Annotated in this window: 17 protein-coding genes; all 17 read right to left on the reverse strand. The window is 47.9% G+C overall.

The window, feature by feature from the left end; all coding sequences use genetic code 11:
- Nucleotides 1–13 precede the first annotated feature (13 nt).
- Nucleotides 14–2302, reverse strand: coding sequence for a GH92 family glycosyl hydrolase (locus FVR03_RS15565; RefSeq protein WP_147922688.1), 2289 nt, complete (start codon nucleotides 2300–2302; stop codon nucleotides 14–16).
- Nucleotides 2303–2757: 455 nt separating this feature from the next.
- Nucleotides 2758–4188, reverse strand: coding sequence for a sugar MFS transporter (locus FVR03_RS15570; protein WP_147922689.1), 1431 nt, complete (start codon nucleotides 4186–4188; stop codon nucleotides 2758–2760).
- Between the two features lie 152 nt (nucleotides 4189–4340).
- Nucleotides 4341–6212 carry a sodium:solute symporter family transporter gene (locus FVR03_RS15575; protein WP_147922690.1) on the reverse strand — a complete coding sequence of 624 codons (1872 nt, stop codon included), beginning with the start codon at nucleotides 6210–6212 and terminating at the stop codon, nucleotides 4341–4343.
- Between the two features lie 316 nt (nucleotides 6213–6528).
- Complete coding sequence (locus FVR03_RS15580) at nucleotides 6529–6858, reverse strand: L-rhamnose mutarotase (RefSeq protein ID WP_147922691.1); 330 nt, start codon at nucleotides 6856–6858, stop codon at nucleotides 6529–6531.
- A 711-nt stretch (nucleotides 6859–7569) separates the two neighbouring features.
- Entirely contained in the window at nucleotides 7570–8520 is a 951-nt protein-coding gene (locus tag FVR03_RS15585; protein WP_147922692.1) for a phosphatase PAP2 family protein, read from the reverse strand.
- A gap of 1 nt (nucleotide 8521) precedes the next feature.
- On the reverse strand, nucleotides 8522–9142 hold the full coding sequence (locus FVR03_RS15590) for a sterol desaturase family protein (protein ID WP_147922693.1): 621 nt from the start codon (nucleotides 9140–9142) through the stop codon (nucleotides 8522–8524).
- Nucleotides 9143–9198: 56 nt separating this feature from the next.
- The gene (locus FVR03_RS15595) at nucleotides 9199–9954 is read right to left on the reverse strand and encodes a hypothetical protein (RefSeq protein ID WP_147922694.1); all 756 of its coding nucleotides are present in this window, start codon (nucleotides 9952–9954) and stop codon (nucleotides 9199–9201) included.
- Between the two features lie 331 nt (nucleotides 9955–10285).
- Nucleotides 10286–10858: a DUF4833 domain-containing protein gene (locus tag FVR03_RS15600; RefSeq protein WP_255474241.1), complete on the reverse strand. Its 573-nt coding sequence runs from the start codon at nucleotides 10856–10858 to the stop codon at nucleotides 10286–10288.
- The gene (locus tag FVR03_RS15605) at nucleotides 10855–11580 is read right to left on the reverse strand and encodes a CDP-alcohol phosphatidyltransferase family protein (RefSeq protein WP_147922695.1); all 726 of its coding nucleotides are present in this window, start codon (nucleotides 11578–11580) and stop codon (nucleotides 10855–10857) included. The genes FVR03_RS15600 and FVR03_RS15605 overlap by 4 nt, the downstream gene beginning before the upstream one ends.
- A gap of 18 nt (nucleotides 11581–11598) precedes the next feature.
- Complete coding sequence (locus FVR03_RS15610; protein ID WP_255474242.1) at nucleotides 11599–14115, reverse strand: DUF5686 and carboxypeptidase-like regulatory domain-containing protein; 2517 nt, start codon at nucleotides 14113–14115, stop codon at nucleotides 11599–11601.
- Nucleotides 14116–14194: 79 nt separating this feature from the next.
- Entirely contained in the window at nucleotides 14195–14566 is a 372-nt protein-coding gene (locus FVR03_RS15615; protein ID WP_147922697.1) for a GtrA family protein, read from the reverse strand.
- Nucleotides 14567–15066: 500 nt separating this feature from the next.
- A complete protein-coding gene (locus tag FVR03_RS15620) occupies nucleotides 15067–15534 on the reverse strand; it encodes a phosphatidylglycerophosphatase A family protein (protein ID WP_147922698.1) in 468 nt (155 codons plus the stop codon).
- Between the two features lie 7 nt (nucleotides 15535–15541).
- Complete coding sequence (locus tag FVR03_RS15625) at nucleotides 15542–16870, reverse strand: inositol-3-phosphate synthase (protein WP_147922699.1); 1329 nt, start codon at nucleotides 16868–16870, stop codon at nucleotides 15542–15544.
- Between the two features lie 36 nt (nucleotides 16871–16906).
- Complete coding sequence (locus tag FVR03_RS15630; protein WP_147922700.1) at nucleotides 16907–17899, reverse strand: NAD-dependent epimerase/dehydratase family protein; 993 nt, start codon at nucleotides 17897–17899, stop codon at nucleotides 16907–16909.
- Entirely contained in the window at nucleotides 17896–19017 is a 1122-nt protein-coding gene (locus FVR03_RS15635; RefSeq protein WP_147922701.1) for a GNAT family N-acetyltransferase, read from the reverse strand. The genes FVR03_RS15630 and FVR03_RS15635 overlap by 4 nt, the downstream gene beginning before the upstream one ends.
- A complete protein-coding gene (gene spt, locus FVR03_RS15640; RefSeq protein ID WP_147922702.1) occupies nucleotides 18995–20236 on the reverse strand; it encodes a serine palmitoyltransferase in 1242 nt (413 codons plus the stop codon). Before spt ends, FVR03_RS15635 begins: the two co-directional genes overlap by 23 nt.
- Before the next feature lie 228 nt (nucleotides 20237–20464).
- Nucleotides 20465–20728 (reverse strand): hypothetical protein (locus tag FVR03_RS24460; RefSeq protein ID WP_439651049.1); only part of this gene is annotated, 264 nt, incomplete at its 5' end.

Consider the following 20728-nt stretch of genomic DNA (forward strand, 5'->3'; position numbering starts at 1 on the left):
CTGATGTTGAAATCTATCTGGTGGAAAGGCCGGCCGGGCGGTTAGCTGCCTTTGCTGCCCATTTCTTATTTGGTTCATCCTGCAGAAAAATCTCCAGCTTACCGCCTTTTACCAGATCTGCGTGCCGGATGTAGCTGTTGTGGTAGCGTTTGCCATTCAGTTTCACAGCCCGGATGTAGGCAGATTGGCTGCTCTCTTTGTGGCTTATTATTTCCATTACCCGCTGGTCTGCAACCTGAACCCTTACCTGCTTAAAAAGAGGAGCTGTTAAGAGATACTGGCCAGATACCGGATCGACCGGATAGAGCCCGATGGCTGCAAAAGCATACCAGGCCGACATCTGCCCGGCATCATCATTGCCGCTCAACCCGCCGGGACCGTCGGTATACTCTTCGGCTAAAATCCGTTTTACTTCACGTTGCGTTTTCCAGGGAGAGGCGGTGTAGTTGTACAGAAATGGAATCTGGTGGCCGGGTTCGTTGCCGTGCCAGTACTCGCCCTTCAGAAAAAGACTATCCAGGGCATTTTCAAGCGGCTTTGTTCCTCCCATCAGTTTGGCAAGCCCAGGCACATCCTGCGGTACATAAAAGGTATATTGGCGGGGGGTGCCTTCGGTAATAAACGGCAGCTTTATGTCGGCATTGTAAGGTTTATACCAGGAGCCATCGGCATAGCGCCCATTCATTAACCCAACGGAGCTGTCGAATACTTGGCGGTAGTTGAGCGCCCGCTGGCTGAGCTGCTTGTAATCCTGCTCCTTGCCCAATGCTTTTGCCACCATGGCCAGGGCATAGTCGTTGTAGGCATACTCCAGTGTTCGCGATACCTGCTCCTTTTTATGGAATGCTTCCTGTACACTGTCCTCCAGCGGTATATAATTATACTTGAGGTAAGAAGGCAGGGCTCTCCTCCCCTTTCCATCCACATAATCATCCCAGCCGGGCGTATCGAAGGCATTTTGGCGCATAAGGGCATAGGCTTGTTCCACATCATATGTATTGATGCCTTTCAGGTAAGCCGAGGCGATAAAGGCTGTTCCGTGGTCGCCGATCATGGCGCCGGTGTAGCTGTTCCAGCAAGGGAAAATCGGGAGCCACTTGCCCTGTTGCCCTTTCAGAATAAAAGAACGGACAAAGTCATTTACCAGATCGGGGTTGATGACCTGCAAGAGAGGCAACTGCGCCCGGTACGTATCCCACATCGAAAAATCATCATAATAATTGGCCTCTTTTAGTTGATCGAGCTCATACTGATGCGCAAACTTAGGGTAGGTGCCGCTTACATCGTTGAACAAGCGCGGGTGCTGCATGCTGTGGTAAAGCGCGGTGTAGAATATACTTTTGTATTTTGGCGCCCCGCCGTTTACCTGTATGCGCTGCAGGGCATTTTGCCAGGCATCGGCAGAGTGCTTCCGAACCTGGTCAAAATTCCAGGCTGGTATTTCTGCTTCCAGATTTCTACGTGCTTCCGCTATGCTGCTAAACGAGGTGCCGACGCGGAGCTTTACCTGCTCTCCCGCCTTCAGGCTAAAACCGATAAATGCGCCCATGTTCTCTCTGTTACGCAGGCTGTCTGTTTTAAAAACGTGCTGGTTACTGAAGGTGCCTTTGCGGCTAAAGTCTCTGTCTACCTGAATGACGAAGTAGCCACTGAAGCCGGCAGGTTCTCCCCAACCCTGGTAAATACGGAAAGCAGGATTGTAACCCACTATTTCTTGTTTCGCTTGATCTATCTGTACAAACCCTTTCTTTTCATCGCTGTTAGGCATTACCAGCAGAAAAAGGCTGTCTGCTTTTTGCATGGTAAACTGCAACATGCTGCTCCTGGCCAGGGCTGTAAGTTCGGCTGTTAAGTTATACTGCGCCAACTGAATGCGGTAATAATCGACTGCTGCTGTTTCCTGGTCATGCGAAAACGGTGTTTCAAAATCGGCAACCCGGGTGCTGAGTTTCCCGGTTACCGGCATAAGGGTTACGCTGCCATAGTCCTGGGTGCAGGAGCCGCTGATCCAGTGTGTACCTCTGAAACCACTCAATTTAGTGTCTTTGTAATAGTAAGGCGCCACGCATTTCTCTTCGGTCGTCCGGGTTTGGGGTGTCCACTGCGTCATGCCAAACGGAACGCCTACAGCCGGAATGGTATTGGCCAGGTGCTCTGTGCCTTCGCCATGTTTTAAGGCGGCTGTGGTTGTGCTATTGGCAGTACCTACCATAGGTTGCACGTAGGGCAGCAGGTTTTCAGCTCCCTGGCCCCACAAACTAACAGGCAGCAAGAAGCAACATAGAAGATAAAGTACTCGCATAGTGGCTCAGTAATTCGGTGGTTATGTGGTGCAGGCAGCAGCAACAGGTACTACCCTTGGCTTCAAAAACCTGTTAAAGCTTCGGAAGGGCATTTTCATTAGAATAATTTGATTGCTGATTGCTTATTATTTATTGCTCAATAGCTTTATTGTTAAATAGTTAATTTGAGAAATTTTTGAGTGAGTGAATGAGCGGTTGAGTGAATAAAAAATCAGCTTTTACCTCTTAACTAATTAATTGCCCTTAACTAAGAAAGCGTTCAAAAGCTATCGGAAGGCCGTTTTCATTAGAATAATTCACATTGGCCTTCCGATCGTAAAGCTGTCATAACAAATCAGGAACTCCCACCTAAAAAATTGGAGACAATGCTTCCAGATGAGCTATTAAAGCACCTTTTCAACATTTCTAATTTTGAATTTGGCGAAGCTCCAGAGGTTTATATATAACAGGCTTTCTACAAATGTGCCGTTTGCCGAGGCTTGTAACCTACAAAACCATAGTAAATAATGTAGAGGTAGCAGAACATCGGAATCAGGAAAGAGAGCTGAAAGTTGCCGGTAAGGTCGGCGAACAAACCTTGCAAAGGAGGAACAATGGCGCCTCCTACAATGGCCATTACCAGCAGCGAAGAACCTTGGCTGGTATTAACGCCAAGGCCTTTAATGGCTAAGTCGAATATGGTTGGGAACATAATGGAGTTGAAAAGGCCAACAGCAATTACCGACCACATGGCCACAGAACCTTCTCCGAAAGTACCAATCAGCAGCAGGAGCACCACACTGCCGGCATACAGGCCAACTGTTCTGTTCGGGATGAATTGCCCCAGCAGGAGCACCACAAAGTTGATGGCTATCAGACCCAGAATAATAAGCGCTTGGTTCAGGTCGTATAGCCCGTAAACAATGGCAAAGGTCAGCACTGTTATCAGGCCCATAACGATGAACTTGTTGCTGTTATTTTTGAATTGTGCCAGCGCCACCGCACCAAAGAAACGCCCGATCATGGCTCCTCCCCAGTAAAACGCCAGGTAATGTTTTGCGTCAGCCTCCGGCAAACCGGCAATATGCGGTAGTTTAATATAGTTTATGAGTGCGCTGCCAACGGCAACTTCTCCACCCACATACATAAAAATGCAGATAATGCCCAGCACCAGGTGCCTGTGCTGCAAGGCTCCTTTGCCTGCTACAGCTATGCCACCGCCATCTGTCAGGCGAGGCAATTTGGCTACTTTTATGAAAACAGCCACCAGCAACAAAGCAACCGTCAGGCCAATGTAAGGCAGTTTAACAGAATCGGCGTTTGCCACCTGTTCGCTAACCTGGTCAAAAATAAGGTAGCCGCCAATAATGGGTGCAATGGTAGTTCCGAAGGAGTTAACAGCCTGTGTCAGGTTCATGCGGCTCGATGAGCTTTCAGGAGGCCCCAGAATGGCTACATATGGGTTAGCCGTTATCTGCAGAATGGTGATGCCGGAAGCCAGAATAAAAAGTGCCAGCAGGAAAAAGCCATAGCTATGGAAATTGGCTGCCGGAAGAAACAGGCCACAGCCGATTGCTGCCACCACCAGTCCGGCAATAATACCGTTTTTGTAACCGATCTTCATAATCGGGTCGCCTTTGGTAATCGAAAACGTAAAGTAAAGGAGCGACACAATGAAATAGGCACCAAAGAAAGCCGTTTGAATAAGCATGGCCTGCCAGTTCTGCAGCGTAAACACCTCCTGCAGCTTCGGAATAAGAATATCGTTCAGGCAGGTTATAAAGCCCCACATAAAGAACAAAACGGTAACAATAAATAGGGAACCCTTGTAATTTGCCGGTGATCCCTTTGAAGTAGCGTTGGTATCAACTGCATTTACGGCTGTACCTGATGAAATTCCTGCCATTGTGATGTAGATGTTAGTGTTGGATAATTAAAATGTTTACGTGCTCTTTCCATTAAAAAACAACCTTCTAAAGAGATCCTCCCGAATTCTTATTCAAAGGCAGTAGCTGGTAAATGGCGTAGAAATAAGCTTTTATAAAACGGACTGCACTTTTACCAAAAGAAATAATATAGAATGCTGATAATAGCTATAATACCGGCAGCCGCTATGTTAAAACCAGAGCCAGTACTAAACAGCACCTGCTCCGACACAATGGCCTTTTTATCAGCAACTCCCATTTTTGTGTTTGTATAGATGATGATTCCTAACATGATAAAAAGTGTGGCCAGGGTATAAATAGACTCTACTCCCAGGTAGCTGTACTCTTCTGAATAAATAACCCCAAGCAACAGGCAAACAAGCCCCAGTACCATAAAAAGGTAACTACTGCTCAGCAAAAACGTGGTCCTGTTGCCTGCAGGCCTCGGAAAATCCACTTTCTCGCCTTTTTCAGCAAAGCTGATAGCAGAAGCCAGCACACATAAAAAGATAAACACATAGCCTATGCGCAAAATAAACGGCATGTCGGGGTAAAGAATCTTAATAAGAATACCTGCCGGAATGGTAACGATAGCAGTCCAGAGAGCGGCGTTTTGGGTCATCTGTTTCCAGAACAGGCCCATGGCGAACACTACAATGGTGCCTGGGTAAATATAACCTGTGTACTCCTGAATGTACTGATACACCTGGTCCAGCGTCTGCAGTTGCGGGGCCACAATAGCGGCAATGGTTAAGGCCAGTACAGCCACCAGCCTGCCTACTCCCACCAACTCGCGGTTACTAGCCTGGGGTTTAAAAAAGCCCTTGTAAATATCCATGGTGAAGATGGTGGAGGTACTGTTGATGATGGAGGCTAACGAAGACACAACAGCTGCGGCTAAGGCGGCAAAGGCAAGCCCCCGCACCCCCGATGGCACAAAGTTCTTCAGCAGCCAGGGGTACGCCTCATCCGATTTACCGATGGTACCGATCACATCCAGGGGTCTACCTAAAAGGGTAGAAAGCTCTTCTGCGCTGAAGTCGTTAAAGAGCACATGTGCCGTAATACCCGGAATAACCACTATAAGCGGAATCAGAATTTTGAGGTAGCCGGCAAACAGGAGTCCTCTTTTGGCTTCGTTAATGCTTTTGGCTGCCAGTCCTTTTTGAATAATAAACTGGTTGAAGCCCCAGAAGCCAAGGTTGGTAAGCCACATGCTACCTAGTATCACAGCGAGGCCCGGCAAATCCTGGAAGGCATCTTTTGTGCCCCCGGCTCCATCTGGCACGCTGATCTGCCCCTGTGGTATCACCATTACAAAATGGTCTCTGGCGCGTTCATAAATATTCGCAAAACCGGCAAACACACCCTCACCGCCGCCTACAACATCCAGCGCAACAAAGGTGGTAACCAACCCGCCTCCTACTAAAAAAATAACCTGCACCACATCTGTCCAGGCTACAGCTACCATACCACCATATATAGAATAGATACCTGAAAACACCAATAAGCCTATGATGCCATAAACCAGCGGCACATCCATTATTTTCTCGAGGGCAAGTGCACCCAGGTAACTCACCGAAGTTAGGTTTACAAACACGTACACCAAAAGCCAGAAAACAGCAAAAGCGGTGCTAACGCCTTTGTTGTAGCGCAGCTTCAGGAACTGCGGCATGGTATAAATGCCTTTATCAATGAAAACGGGTAAGAAATATTTTGCCACAATAATGAGTGCAATGGCTGCTACCCATTCGTAGGCAGCTATGCCAAGCCCAATGGCAAAGCCAGAACCCGACATGGCAATAAAGTGCTCTGCAGAAATATTGGCAGCAATAAGCGAGGCTCCAATGGCCCACCACGTCAGCGATTTATCAGCCAGGAAATACTCTTGTGCCGTTTTCTGCACCCCCTTTTTTGTTCTGGATACCCATAGCCCAATCGTGACGATTACCAATGCATATAAAATGAAAATAACATAATCTAGCGTAGAAAAAGTGGAGGTCATAAGGTGAGGGTTAGGTAACTAGTGTAGCTGCGGAATAGTTTTATGGTCTGAAAATTCAAAAAACTTAATCGTTTTAGTTAATTTACAAAACTCACAACTGATCGTTAGTTAAAGGTGACTATTTTTCTTCGCCTTTCAGGCTTACCTGAAGCAGAAAATTTGCGAAAACGTTTTCGTAAATAGGTCGTTTTTTTCTTCTGCTGATTGCCCTGCACTTGCTGCCCCGGCTCCAACGGCAAGAAGCTTGTTTACAGCTTTTTCATGTATGCTCCTGGTGCTGAGCGCAGAAGCAAAGAGAGTGACAGGCACCGGCTTTTCACAAAGAAAATATCTCCTGCATCGGCTGCCATTTTTCTCCTTGCTTGGTGCCTGGCAGCGCCTGCTGGTATTTCCACATCAGCGTTTCCCATTCCTGCACTTTTGGGTTGGCGGTATCCATTTCATTCTTCTTCTCAAAACTAAATTCCTCGTTCACCTCCATTACCATAAACAAGCGGTTTGCCCATCGGTAAATTTGCATGTTCGTTACTCCTGCTGCGGTGATGCTCTGCTCTATTTCGGGCCAGATTTTTTTGTGATGCTCTTCGTACTCTGCTATTAAAGCAGGATCATCTTTAAGGTCTAATGCAAAGCAATATCGTGGCATGTCTGTTCGGTTTAAATTATATTTTCTCGCTCCTGACGCAGGTACTCCCGGCTTAAATTATTCTAATGAAAATGGCCTCCGGAAGCTTTTAAGTGCTTTTCAGGCCAAGGCTTATTCCTCTAAGCACCTGTTATCTTAAATCGGCAAAAGTAGCTCATGTGAAAATTGGTGCGCAACTACTGTTATCGGCCCTAAGCTTACCGCCTGTTTAACAATAACTACAACCGTACACCTGAGTTAGCTGCAAAAAAGCGCAATAGCAGCACTTACTCAGTTAAAATAAGCTCAAAAAGATACAGAATATGTCTATTTAAGCCAAATAAACCTGAACAAAAATGTAAAAAACCGCAAAAACGCGCACAAGCAGAGCAGTTGCTTTGGAAATAGCAACGTCAGGTTCTTATTAAATAAGGTTATAAGGGGATTTTATTCGGGCCATAACCGGCAGGATGTTGCACACAGGCAGTTAACCCTTGCATGTTTTAAGAGCGGCACCTGGAAAAGAAGATTGTTAACACAGCTCACTGCTTCGCTTTACACCTCAGTATACCGCCCCTTGACAGCGTGTATCATACAGTATAAAGACATTAAGGTCAGTTAATGAGAGGTCTTATGAAATAACAAAGGCTAAATAATCAGCACGAATGAGAACGCTCACGCCACCATAATTTTTAATTTAATAAGCACGAGTTTGTACGGGAGCAAAAAAAATCAGGAAATAACTGCGACAAACTTATCTACTGCCTTTTTTGTGGCTCCCGGCCTGCCTGCCAAAAAATTAAATAGCAAAATGCCACAGCTGGCGCAGGCAATGCCGGCCAGCACATCGACCACATAGTGGTGCGAACTATATACGGCAGCAAACCAAATACCCACGGTAATAATACTAAACACACTTTTCATCAACAGTCCTAATCGGTTTTTGAGCGCATAGTACAGCACCAGCAGCGGGTACGAGGAGTGCAACGAGGGCATAGCGGCAAACACATTCGAGCTTTTGGCATACAAACCCTGAAAAATCTCTACACCGAAAAAAACATCGAACCGCGATAAGCCTGCCGTGTTACCGGGAGTAGCTGCCACAAACTCGAAACCAAATTGCTGCACATACCAGGGTGGAGCAGCCGGGTACAGGTAATACACGACAAAGCCCAGCAGGTTTATAAGCAGAAAAGTGAGTGAAAAATAAACGAACTGCCTCCTATTCCTGAAAAACAGAAACACGGCAAAACCCAGCGGCACCGGAACCCAGGTCAGGTAGAAGAGCCCGCTCATAACATCTAAAAACGTATGGCTGTGCAGCAGCCAGTACTCGTTCGGGGTTAGCCGCAGCGTGCCACTCCCGATACCGAAAATGGCTTTCTCTGCATTGTACAGGCTCTCGATGTGCACTGCATTAAACCAGTAGTTCGGAAAGGCTTTCATGTAATCGAACAGCACCCAGAACACAATGAATGAGGAGAAGCCGATAAGCAGCTTACGCGTAATCGGCGAAAGAAAAAACAGGACGCTGGCCAGCCCCACCAGCACCAGTTGATCGGTTTTGAAGCCCACCAGCACATATGACAGCAGCAGGTAACTCACCGACATTCCCGCCAGCACCAGCACACTTTTAACTGTTATTCCTTTTTGCTCCTCTACCAGCGTGGTTGTAGCAGGCATATTATTTCTTTTCAAAATCAGACCCAAAAACTTTATCCCACAAAGCCGAACTTACGCCATAGCCCTTGTTGGCATCGGCGTAGTGGTGCAGCATGTGGTGTTTCTTTAATTTCTTCCAGAAGTTACTTTTAAATTGGAAGTGGTGCAACGCATAGTGCGAAATATCATAAAATAAATAGCCAGCCAGAAAAGCCGCAAAAAAAGCCTGCAGCGCCCCACCAGATAGCACCAGCGAAAACAGCAGGTACAGTGTAGCGGCCATCGGAATGCTGGCCGAAGGAGGCATCACCAGCCGTTTGGTGTCGTTTGGGTAATCGTGGTGCACGCCATGGAAAATAAAGTGCAGCCGCAGCCCCCATTTGGAGGAAGGCACAAAATGGAATACAAAGCGATGCAACACATATTCTGCCAGCGTCCAGACGAGCAAACCGAGCAGCGCATAGCCGGCAAAAGCAATCCAACTTAAATGCTGCACCGCCATTGCCTGCCAGCACAGAAACAAAATAAACGGCACATAAATAAAGAGTGGCACCGAAAAGTGCACTTTCGAGAGCGCCTCCATCCAGTTATGCTTAAACATCCTGACAGACTCTTCTGAGTTAGAGACATAGTTCTTTTTCATGTTTCTTTCTGAGTTAAGTGTTACACATTTTTAATCTGCTACAGCAACTACTCCTGTTATTTTCCTCTCCTGCAGCTTGCAAAAGTATTGTTCTCTTTTAGGTCTGGCACAAAAGCGGGCTGCCTCTTCTCCTTTTCCTCATAAATAAGGTTGTTTAGCGGGTACAGAAAAATCAGCAGGAACATGGTGCAGCTGCTGAACTCTATCAGCTCGGCTCTTTTGCCGGATGGGCACAACCACGCCAAGCCTAGAAAAACCAAGAAGAAAAACACCTGGTAGAGCTTCGGTACTGCCACTCCCGCCACTTTATCGGTAAAGTTTTTTAGGGCAGCCGACTGGCTATAAGCGATCGGGAACGCGATCAGGTACAGCAGGATGGCAACCATCAGCAGTTTTGAAAACACGAGCTTGTTTATCTTGGTGCCGTTTACCACCATGTTATGCAGGTTGGTTTCTTGCTGGGAGTTATGGGCGTTAAAAAACGCAGTGCTTTCGATGTTAAAAATGCGTTGCCCCCAGCTAATTTCCTCGCCTGCGCCAAACAGAGCCAGCACCCCGATCAGGAGCAGCGTGAGCCTGAATAACCTGGGTTTGTGGTTAGAAAGCCGGAAGTACCTGTAAAACATACTGCCACTTACTGCCACTAACGCCAGCACCGTCAGCCACTCTATAAAGCCATCTTCTACCACGTATACCTGCTCAAACCACTCTATGTTAACACGCGATTCGGTAACGCCAAAAACAACACAGAGTGCTACAAAAATCAATACACTTATCTCCAGATAGCTGGATGGCAAATACTTATCTTTCATTCGTTTAGTTTTAAAAATTGAGGTTAATAAATAGGACGGATACAAGAATCAGGCACTGCTATAGCGGCAGGTTATACAACTAAGCGGCGCAGACAGGTATTGCTGCTATCGGTAAGCTAGTTAGCTTACTCACAGAAAGTTCAGTTGTGGCAAAAAGGAGTTGTTAAACCAGGTTAGCAAGCCTTGGCGCAAAATGCTTCAGAAAAGTTCGGAAGGGCATTTTCATTAGAATAATTAGTTGGTAGTTATATTGTTGAGTTGCGTGATGGTTAAATGGCTGACTTAAGTGCACATTTAAATGTTCTGTTAGTCAGCAACAGGAAGTTCAACGTCAAGGTTTAAAGCGTTCGGTTACTGGTTTGCCTGTGGCTGCATTTTTGCCACGCAGTTCTACATATAGAACGTTCGGCACCCAGAAGGTACCTCCTTCTACACGTACAAACACGCGCTCCAGCACAGCCTCCTGCCCGTTTATTTTGGCATACACATGGTAGTTGCCATCTTTAGCCTTCCGGAGGTGAAGCGCAAGCTTGTTATAACATACAAATTTGAGCTCGTAGTTGTCCTTCGCTAATTTTTTAGTGTTCAAGCCATAGGCGAACTTTTTTTGCACATAATTCAGTTCTTTTCGCTCTCCTCCTTCGGCGTATCTAATCCAGAACACATGCACGGGCTCCTCCTCGTTCAGCACACCTTTGGCAGACTGGTTCAGCTCATACACTACGGTATTGGCGTTGGGGTCGCGCTGCACATAATAGAGCATGTTTTTTACCTTCGGAACCGGCAATGTGTCCTGTGGTATTTCAGGGGAGGCAGGCGCTGCCTGTAACCTTGCTAAACTGATAAAGGCCAGCACCAACACCAGCACCAGCACCAGCACCAATTTTACACTTCTGTTTTTCACTTTCCGGAAATAGCGAGCTCCTTTTGCTCGATTGCTTTTTTTGAATCACGTAACCTGTTTATGGCAGTAATGTTGGTCATAACAGCCATAATAGCTATCGGTATGGTAAACACCGACATGGTTTCGAACACCTGGAAGTTCGTTCCTGGGAAATACGCTTTGTAGTCTGGACCTATAATACCGTAGGTAATGCCGCAGGCAATGCCGGAGATGCCTATCAGCACCACCCGCTCCGGCCGTTGCATCAGGCCGCCTTTGCACTCTACGCCTAAACCTTCGGCACGCGCCCGGGTGTAGCTCACCATCATAGAACCGATAAGGGCCACAAACGCGAACAGCGAACTAAGCAAGTAATGGTGGGCAATAAGGTAATAGCAGATACCCATAAACATGATCATTTCGCTGTAGCGGTCCAGCACGGAGTCGTACATGGCCCCGAACGTCGATTTCATGTTGCCCAGGCGCGCCACCTGCCCGTCGAGCATATCGAAAAGACCGGCAAACAACACCAGCGCCCCGGCCCAGCCCACATATTCCAGCTCACCACGGTTGGTTCGCTCGCCACCTATTATGAACACAGCCGCCACACCCATGTTCAGGATAAGCCCTGTAGTGGTAACAGCATTGGGCGTAAAACCAATGCGGATCAGGAACCGCACAATCGGGTTAATTACCTTGTAAATTCCCAATTGCAGTGTATCGCGTAGTGTTTGCTTGCTCATACCTTTATTGCCAATGTTCTAAAAATCAAACTTGAACCTGCCTCTTATACCAATTTCAGAAACATTCGGATGCTCCAGGTAAGAAAATCGTCTTACAACGTCTACCCTGAAAAAGTTGAAAATATTGCCGACCCCCACACTTGCCTCTACATAAGGCTTTCTTTCGAGGGTATAGGTAATCGGAACACCTGCCGCATCTACGGGGAACTGCAGTAGCTCCGGGTTATTTTGAGGCAGGTTTTCGTCGCGCACCTGTCCGTACAACACCTTTACAGTAGCAAACTCCCGCAGCCGTGTTTTCTTGACCAGCGGTATTTTGTTAAAGATAAACCCGTTAAAGCAATGGTCTATGTTCACGCTGGCATACTGGTCGCTCACAAACTCCAGAAAGTTCATCAGGTTGTAAGACTGAATCTGGTAAGAGTACGTTTGGTTGGCCCTATGAATAGACAGCAGCGGGAATGGCACCTGCCCGAACAGGTAACCACCTTCCAGCACCACATCGGAGTAACCCAACTGCGACAGAAACACCCGCTTGTATATATTCAGGTTTAGCTGCTGGTAATCGTACTGCCCGTTAAACAGGTCTTTAAAACCGGCAGATGCCCGCAAGGTGAACACCGGATAACGATTAGCGACCGGCGTACGGTACACCTTGCCCTGAAAAAACTGCTCGCCCGGAGCCCAGCGCAGCTCCAGTTGTGCCTCCGAAGTTGTCAGGTTGTTCATCAGGCTCGTGCTCTCTTCCCCGTCTTCTGTGGAGGCCACCCGCTGGTACTGCAGCGTACCGGCCGGCGACTGCCGCCAGTTCCGGAAACCGATGCGGTAAGAGAAGTGGTTCTCGAACTCGTGCAGGTAATCGATGTTATAGGTTTCGTTGTAGAGCCACTTGTCGTTGTTGCCGCGCTTAAACGAGAGCAGGAAATTGTCTTCCTGCACAAACTGCAGGTCCTGGCCCGGAATTTTAGTATCGCGCTGGTAATTGGCCCTTATAGCCCGCACCGGAAATTCAAAGATAGACCGGTTGGTGAGGGAATAGGTGCCACCCAGGTAATATTTCCATTTCTCGTCTTTAAACCCGTAGGCAGCATACGTGTCGAGCATTATTTTCTTGCTGAAGGTAGTAGTGGTTCTGCCGCCAAACCGCAGCCTGAAACCCTCCACCGGGTTAAAGCTGTAAAAGGCATTGAGGGGACCTATTTCTACATTTGGCCCCAGCCGCTTATAACCTGCAACGAGTGCTGTGGCCCAGTCCATGGTTCGTTTAAAGGAGCGCAGGTTCGTCAGGCTATCGATGTTGGTGTAGGTGTTGGCCTCTACTGCTGTTAACGCCTGGTGCCGGTTTGCCACCCAAAAGCTCTCTGCCAGGTTGGCTGCCTGCTCCTGCCGCACTACCCGCTCTCCTTCGTAAGTAGGGTCCGGGGCAGGCTCATTTATCTTATAATCGCGGTACGACACAGTGCGTTCGCCGTAAAAACCGGCATCGCTGTTTCGGGTCAGGCCAAAGTCGGCTTGCAGCTCGCTCTTGCTCAAATGGAAACGCCCGTCTCCGTTGGGTTCAAAATCGAGGTTCACGCGCAGGTCTTTCACCCAGTTTATGCTCACGGTTTTGTCTACAAACATCTCTGCCCGCTGCACGGCATACTTGCCATCTATGGTTACGAACAGCTTGCCCGTAAACAGAAACGAAGTAGGGTTACGCGGAATAAACGATAGCTCCGCCAGCTGCTGACCGGTTTCTGTAGTAACAGTATCAGTTAGCCAGTACTTGTAGAACGTGGGCGCCAGGTTAGCGATCGGGCTCAGGAACTGGTTCGTAACAATGGTAATATTATCCTGGTAAATATCGATGTCCTGGTAAATATTTTTTACAAAAGCGCCTACTCCTTTGGTATCCACAAACTCTCCGAAGTCTACTTTCTTTTCGGCCTGCACAATGGTTTTATGCGTTTCGGGGTTCTTGCGAAGGTAATGCTCTGTTAGCTCCTCCTGCATAAAAAAGGGCAGCAGCGCCTTGCCTTGCACCACGGTTGTGTCGAGGTTATCGGTTACAAAGCCGTAGGGGCGCAGCAGTGGGTTCCGCTTAAATTTCTCTGGCGTGTTGGTGAGCGAGAGTTGCGTTTTCTCGTACTGCTGGTACTGCACAAAGTCGTAATGCTGCGGCCGGTTCTGCTCCCGGTGCGCCACAATTTCCCTGATCAGGTCTACGGCGGGGTTGTTTTTGTTGCTGTACTTCACCTTTCGGCGGTCGCCGGTTACCACTACCTCTTTCAGTTGCCGGGCATCAGAACCAAGCTTCAGGTTAATTACCTGCTCCTGCCCCGGCTTTACCGGCATGGTTACCGATTTGTAGCCAACATACGAGAACGTAACTTTATCTACCTGCTGGTTTGTGCGCAGCACAAAATTACCATCGAGGTCGGTGCTGGTGCCAGTGCTGGTGCCCGGAAAGAAAACCGACACCCCAATAAGAGTTTCGCCTGATTGAGCATCTGTTACGGTTCCTTTTACGGAGGTGCCCGGCATTTGTGCCATGGCTGATACTGCACTTAACAGGAGGCAAAGCGCCAGGTAAACTAACTTTGTTAATTTAAAATCAGACGTGTATATATTCTTACTTGAATACATAACTTTTTTGGATTGTATAGTTATAGAAAAAGCCGACTGCCACTGCGGTAGCCACTTTCGAAATAATGTAAGTCAGGCCGGCGAACTGTGTAAGCACATACACGCCAGCGGTGTTTAGCAGAAAACTGCCGTTCCAGACGATAAAGTATTTCAGGAGCTGCGTCGGCACTTTGCCGGCTCCGGCTGCAAAAACCCATTTCCGGCCCAGCAGAAAATGCGTGAGGCCACCGGTAACGGTACCCATTGCGGTGGCAGCCATATACCACCATCCTGCCAGCTCCACGGCTACTATCGTAACCAGAAAATCGATGGCAGAGGCAATAAGGGAGGCTGTTTGCGCCTTTAGGAAGGTAAACATTCGGAAATGAGGCTTAGTAGTTCAGGTTCTAATTATCAGGCAGTGAGGGAGCAACTGGTGCTCCGCTAGTGGCTCATGTGGGCTAAAAAACGACAGGCCTGTTACTGGCCCTGGCTATTAAAGGTAGCATCTTGTTTGAGGGAGCTCTTGCGGAGCCCGTTGTTCTTCTGTTCTTTTAAGTTATGCCGACAGCCTTGACTAATTTTGAGCCAAAACTCTTCGGAAGGCCCTTTTCATTAGAATAATTGACAGAGCTGCGCCACTTTAAAAGTAGAAAGTAAGCTTACTAAGGTAATTTTTACCCTGAAAGCCTTGCATGTTTTTTACTAAAATTCCTTTGGAAGGCCATTTTTATTTAAATAATTCTTTTTCATAATTTTATGGATTTCAGGTAGTACAGGAGCTAGGATTATTTTCAAATAAAGGCACTACAGTTATTATCACAACTTCAATTTTGCTACTACTCCAGGCAATTTTCAACAGCTAAGCTTACATGTATGCTACAGAGCAGTTGGTGCTAGGTACAGGTAAAGTTGCAGCAACAGGTTGGTGTAAACGCCTGCCACCACATCGTCGAGCATTACGCCCCAGCCACCTTCTACGCGTTCCAGTCGCCTGATTAGCAACGGTTTGGCAATATCAAAAAAACGAAACAGGACCAAGGCTGCTACAATATAGCCAAGCGTAACCGGCAGAAACAACAGGCTGATGCCCATGCCCGCCACTTCGTCTATCACTACTTTTTTATCGTCTTTACCCCAGAGTGGTTCCACGGCTCCGGCAGACCAGATGCCCAGCGCCGTAACAACCAACAACAGAAGTGGCTGCCAGCTCACCAACTGGCCTCCGCCAGCCCGGAACACAAAATACCAGCAAATACAGGTGGCCACAGCAGCTACTGTGCCTCCCCCCTTGCCTATGTACCCGATGCCCAGGCTGGTGGAAACTAGTTTGTGTACTCTAATCATACTCTTGTTACTGAATTGCCTCTACCAGATCCTGGTAATAATCCAGGCCGAGGTGCGTAATCAGGTCTTCGCCCATCATGTGGCGGAGCGTGTTCTGCAGTTTAATCAGCTGTTTAAAGATGTCGTGCTCCGGACGCAGCCCCTCCGCTGTTTGCGGCGACTTGTAGTAAAACGACAGCCACTCCTGAATTCCCGTCATGCCGGCACGTTGCGCCAGGTCCGTGAACAAGGCCAGGTCCAGCACAATAGGTGCAGCCAGAATAGAGTCGCGGCACAGGAAGTTAATCTTGATCTGCATCTTGTAACCCAACCAGCCAAAGATATCGATGTTGTCCCAGCTCTCTTTGTTATCGCCGTGAGGTGGGTAGTAATTGATGCGTACTTTGTGGTAGATGTCGCCGTAGAGCTCCGGGTTGTCTTCGGGCCGCAGAATATCTTCCAGCACCCCCAGCTTCGATACTTCTTTTGTCTTGAAGTTGTCAGGGTCGTCGAGCACCAGGCCATCGCGGTTACCCAGAATATTAGACGAGAACCAACCGTTAATACCCAGTGCCCTTGCCTGCAGACCAGGAGCCAGAATGGTTTTCATGAGTGTCTGGCCGGTTTTAAAATCTTTACCAGAAATAGCGACACCTTTTATTTTAGCCAGCTCTACCAGGGCCGGAATATCTACTGTCAGGTTTGGAGCGCCGTTGGCAAACGGAATACCGCTTTTAATAGCAGCATAAGCATAGATCATGCTCGGCGATATGCGCGGGTCGTTGTTACGCAGGCCTTCTTCAAAGTTCTCGATGGTGGCATGTACCTCGCTAGGCTCAGTGTACACTTCCGTAGAACCACACCAAACAACTACCAGGCGATCGCAGCCGTTTTCTTCTTTAAAGTTGAGCATGTCGTTTACCAGTGCTTCGGCCAGCTCAGTTTTAGTAGCTGCATCCTTTACATTGGTAGCCACCAGGTTTTTAGCGTAAGCGTGGTCAAATACAGCTTTCATAGGCTTAATAGCCTCTAATTCGGGCTTAATTGCAAAAAGCAGGCCCGGCTCCAGCACTTTGGCGTTCACAGCTGCTTCATATACATTGTCTTCATACACATCCCAGCCACCGAACACGATGTCGTTCAGGTTCGCCAGGGGTACGAAATCCTTTATAAGCGGATAGCGGTTTTCGGTTCGTTTACCTAACCGGATGTTGCCCATTTGAGTAAGCGACCCTACTGGTTGCGCAAATCCTTTTCTGATAGCCTCTACACCAGCTATAAATGTAGTTGCCACTGCTCCCAGCCCTGGGACCAGGATTCCGAGTTTTCCCTCGGCTTTTTTCACGTGATATTCCATAATGTTACCTCGTATCAAATAATTATTAAAATTCTTTTAAAGCCATTTGTTGTCTTTGTACCACTGCAGCGTCTGGGCAAGGCCTCTTTCAAGGTCGTACTCCGGCACAAAGCCAAGATCCTGCCTGATGCGCTCTATGCTGCAGTTCCAGTTCTCGGCTGCCAGCTCACTGAGTTTCTCTTTGTTAAGGGCTGGCATTTTGCTAGATGTGGCATAAGCAGCCTCCAGCAGGTTGGCTACCAGGGTTATCACGCCCAGCGGCACATGCACCTTCACCGATTTTTTGCCCAGAATGCGCTTAGTTATGGTTGCCAGGGCATAACGGTCGTAGCTGTTCCCATCAGACACGTTGTAGCTGGTATGGCTCTTGGCGGCTCCCAGGGCCTGCATAACTGCTTTTGCCAGGTCTTTTACATACACAAAGCTGAGCCACTGCGGCTTGTTGCTGATGTAGGGCTCCAGCCCCAGGTTCAGCGTTTTCAGTACAATAAAAATATCTTTCTCGCGCGGGCCATACACGGCAGTGGGTCGGAGCACCACCAGCGGCAGTTCCTCTATTTCGGCCAGGTACTTTTCGGCTACCAGTTTGCTTCTGCCATACGCGGTTACCGGCATAGCATTGCTCTGATCTTGAATAGGCAAAGGTGCTTCGTAAACAGTTGGACCCAATGCTGCCAGGCTGCTGATGAACACGAACTTTTTGAGCGGAATGGCAGCCGCTGCGGCCGCTACACCCAGGTTTCTGGTAAAGTCGGCGTTTATGCGTTCGTACTCCTGCGCCAGTTTGGCTTTGGTGGTGCCGGCTGCATGAATAATGTAGGTGTACTGCTTTTCTTCCAGCTCTTTTTGAAGGCTCGCCACATTGGCATAATCGAGGGTAGTGTACTGAATGGCAAAGGGTGACAGGTGAGCGACCATACTACCGGGGCGTATGGCGGCAAATACCTCCAGCCCGGCCTGCACGGCTGCCTCCACTATGTGGTAGCCTACAAAGCCACTGGCTCCTGTTATCAGTACACGTTCTTTCATAGCGCCTTCTCGTAAATTCTGTATCTTTTGTAAGGTTTGGCTGCCATGTTGAGCAAGCCCTGGTTCATGAGCACGTTGTTCTCCAGTATCCAGGAGGCTTCGGCCATCTGCATGTGCTTCTCGCGGTACTTCTGCATGGCTGCGCCATAAAACACGGCCTCAATACCCAGCTTGCGGTAACCTTCTACAACACCCAGAGCCAGAATGCGCACTGCGTTAATTTTCTTGCGAAGCAGCAACAGCTTAAAAATACCTGTTGGCAACAAGCGGCCTTTCTTGATCTTTTTCTGAATCTGGTTAATATCCGGTATTGCCAGCGAGAACCCGATCATTTTGCCGTTGTGCTCGGCTACCAGGCAAAAATCCGGGTCTACGATCAGTTTCAGGTCTTTTGCCAGGTAATCGAATTCCTTTGGGGTCATGGGCACGAAGCCCAGATTTTTATCCCAGGCAGAGTTGTAGATCTCTCTTAAATTAGCGGCTTCTTCTTTGTAGTTTTTCAGGTTAATCGGCCTGATGGTAATGCTCTTATTTTCCAGCCTTTTTCTGATAACCTGTGATAACTTGTAAGGCTTATCGTTGAAGTTTTCTGCCAGGAACTGGTAGGCCAGCAGGTCTACCTTTTTCTGAAACCCGAGTTGCTCCAGCAACTGCACGTAGTACCTGTAGTTATAGGGCATCATGGCCATAGGCGAACTGTCGAAGCCTTCTATCAACAGGCCGCAGCTTTCGTTTGTAGAAAAATTAACCGGCCCGATCATGGTTTTTGCGCCCTTACCCAACAGCCACTCATGCACCCTCTGAAACAGCATGTCTGCCACTTCGCCATCGCTAATGCAATCGAAAAAACCGAAGAAGCCATCTTGCGTGTGGTTAAAGGCGTTGTGGTTGTTATTCATAATAGCCGCCACCCGACCTACCACCACTCTGTTATCATAAGCCAGGAAAAGCTGCAGCGATGAGTGCTCATGAAAAGGATGTTTGCCTGGTGTTAGCAGGTCGCGCTGTGCAATAAAAAGCTCCGGCACGTAGTACGGGTCGTTTTTGTACAACTCATGCGGAAAGTCGATAAAGGCTCCCAGCTGCTGCTTTGTCTCAACAGGCACTATTTGTTTCATATGCTGCTGCGTTGGTATCTACTCCACACAATTTAAAGGCACTGGCAATTTTAGTTACTGCTTCCTCGATCTGGCTGAAGGTATGCGTGGCCATAACAGACAGGCGGATGAGCGTAGAGTTGGCAGGCACGGCAGGTGCCACCACCGGGTTCACGAAAATGCCGTTGTCCTGCAGCATTTTGGTTACCTGAAAAGTTTTATCGTTGTCGCGGATGTAAATAGGTATAATCGGGGTTTCGGTTGGCCCCAGATCCAGCCCCTCCTCGCGCAGGAGTTGGGTAGCATAGCGGGTATTGGCCCACAACTGCTCTATGCGCTCCGGCTCCGATTGTATAATATCTAGTGCCGCAATAGTGCTTGCCACCGAGGAAGGCGACATGCTGGCACTGAAAATAAGCGAGCGGGCATGGTGCTTCAGGTAGTTAATGGTATCGTAATCGCTGGCAATAAAGCCGCCCAAGGAGGCAAGCGACTTACTGAAAGTGCCCATTATCAGGTCTACCTGGTCGGTTAAGTTAAAGTGGGCTGCTGTTCCGGCACCCTGATCGCCCAGCACCCCCAGGCCATGCGCATCGTCTACCATAATGCTGCCGCCATACAGCTCGGCCAGCGCCACAAGTTCCGGCAATTTCACAATATCACCTTCCATACTGAAAACGCCATCTACCACGATCAGCTTTATGGCATCGGCTGGCAATTTTCGCAGCTTCTGTTCCAGGTCCTGCATGTCGTTGTGGCGGTACTTTATAACTTTAGAGAAAGAGAGCCTGCTCCCGTCTATTATAGAGGCGTGGTTATACTCATCGAGCAAAATATAGTCGTTACGGCCGGTAAGGCTAGAAATAACACCCAGGTTAACCTGAAAGCCCGTGCTGAAAACCAGCGCCGCATCTTTTTTCACATAGTCTGCCAGCCTGTTTTCGAGTTCTATATGAATGTCGAGGGTGCCGTTTAAGAACCTGGAACCGGCACAGCCTGTACCATACACTTCTATGGCTTTGGTGGCGGCTTCTTTCACCTTCGGATGGTTTGTAAGACCCAGATAGGCATTTGAGCCAAACATGAGAACTTTTTTCCCCTGAATAATTACCTCAGTATCCTGCGCAGACGATATCGATCTGAAGTAAGGATAGGCACCCTGAGCCATTGCCCTCTCTCCTGCCTGGTAGGCAGCACTCTTTTCACGGGCTAGGATTTTATTGCGTAGTATATTACCCATCTGTTAAAAAAGTCTTATATAATATATAATTATCTATAATAAAGATAATTAGTATAATTTAATTTGATAATAATTTATTTAAATTCTTTTAGAATAGATTGTTATCTTTTAGCATCTAATTTTTAGTTCGAAACAAAAAGAACTAAAAAAACAAAATAAAAAGGAATGCGATCCCCCTTTTACAATTTTGCTTTTTGTGTTATAGAAACAATCAGCCTAAAACAAATTTCAATCGTTCTGTTGCGCTTTTAGCCCCTGCATCAGAATATTATTAATTACCTCCATCCTGCTTTCTAAATCTGCGAATTTGTTCTCGACCAGCAGGCCCACCTCCAGCCCTCTAAAGGCGCACACCATAGCAAAGGCTATAACGTCTATATCTTCTGCAGCGTATTTTGCGAACTCCCCTTTTTCAAGGCCAAATTTTAGAATGTTCCGCACCAGGTTTATTTCTCTTAACTCGTAGCGCTTGTTCAGGTCCATCAGGCGCTG

The sequence above is a fragment of the Pontibacter qinzhouensis genome (assembly GCF_008017455.1).
In the GTDB taxonomy this organism is placed as follows: Bacteria; Bacteroidota; Bacteroidia; order Cytophagales; family Hymenobacteraceae; genus Pontibacter; species Pontibacter qinzhouensis.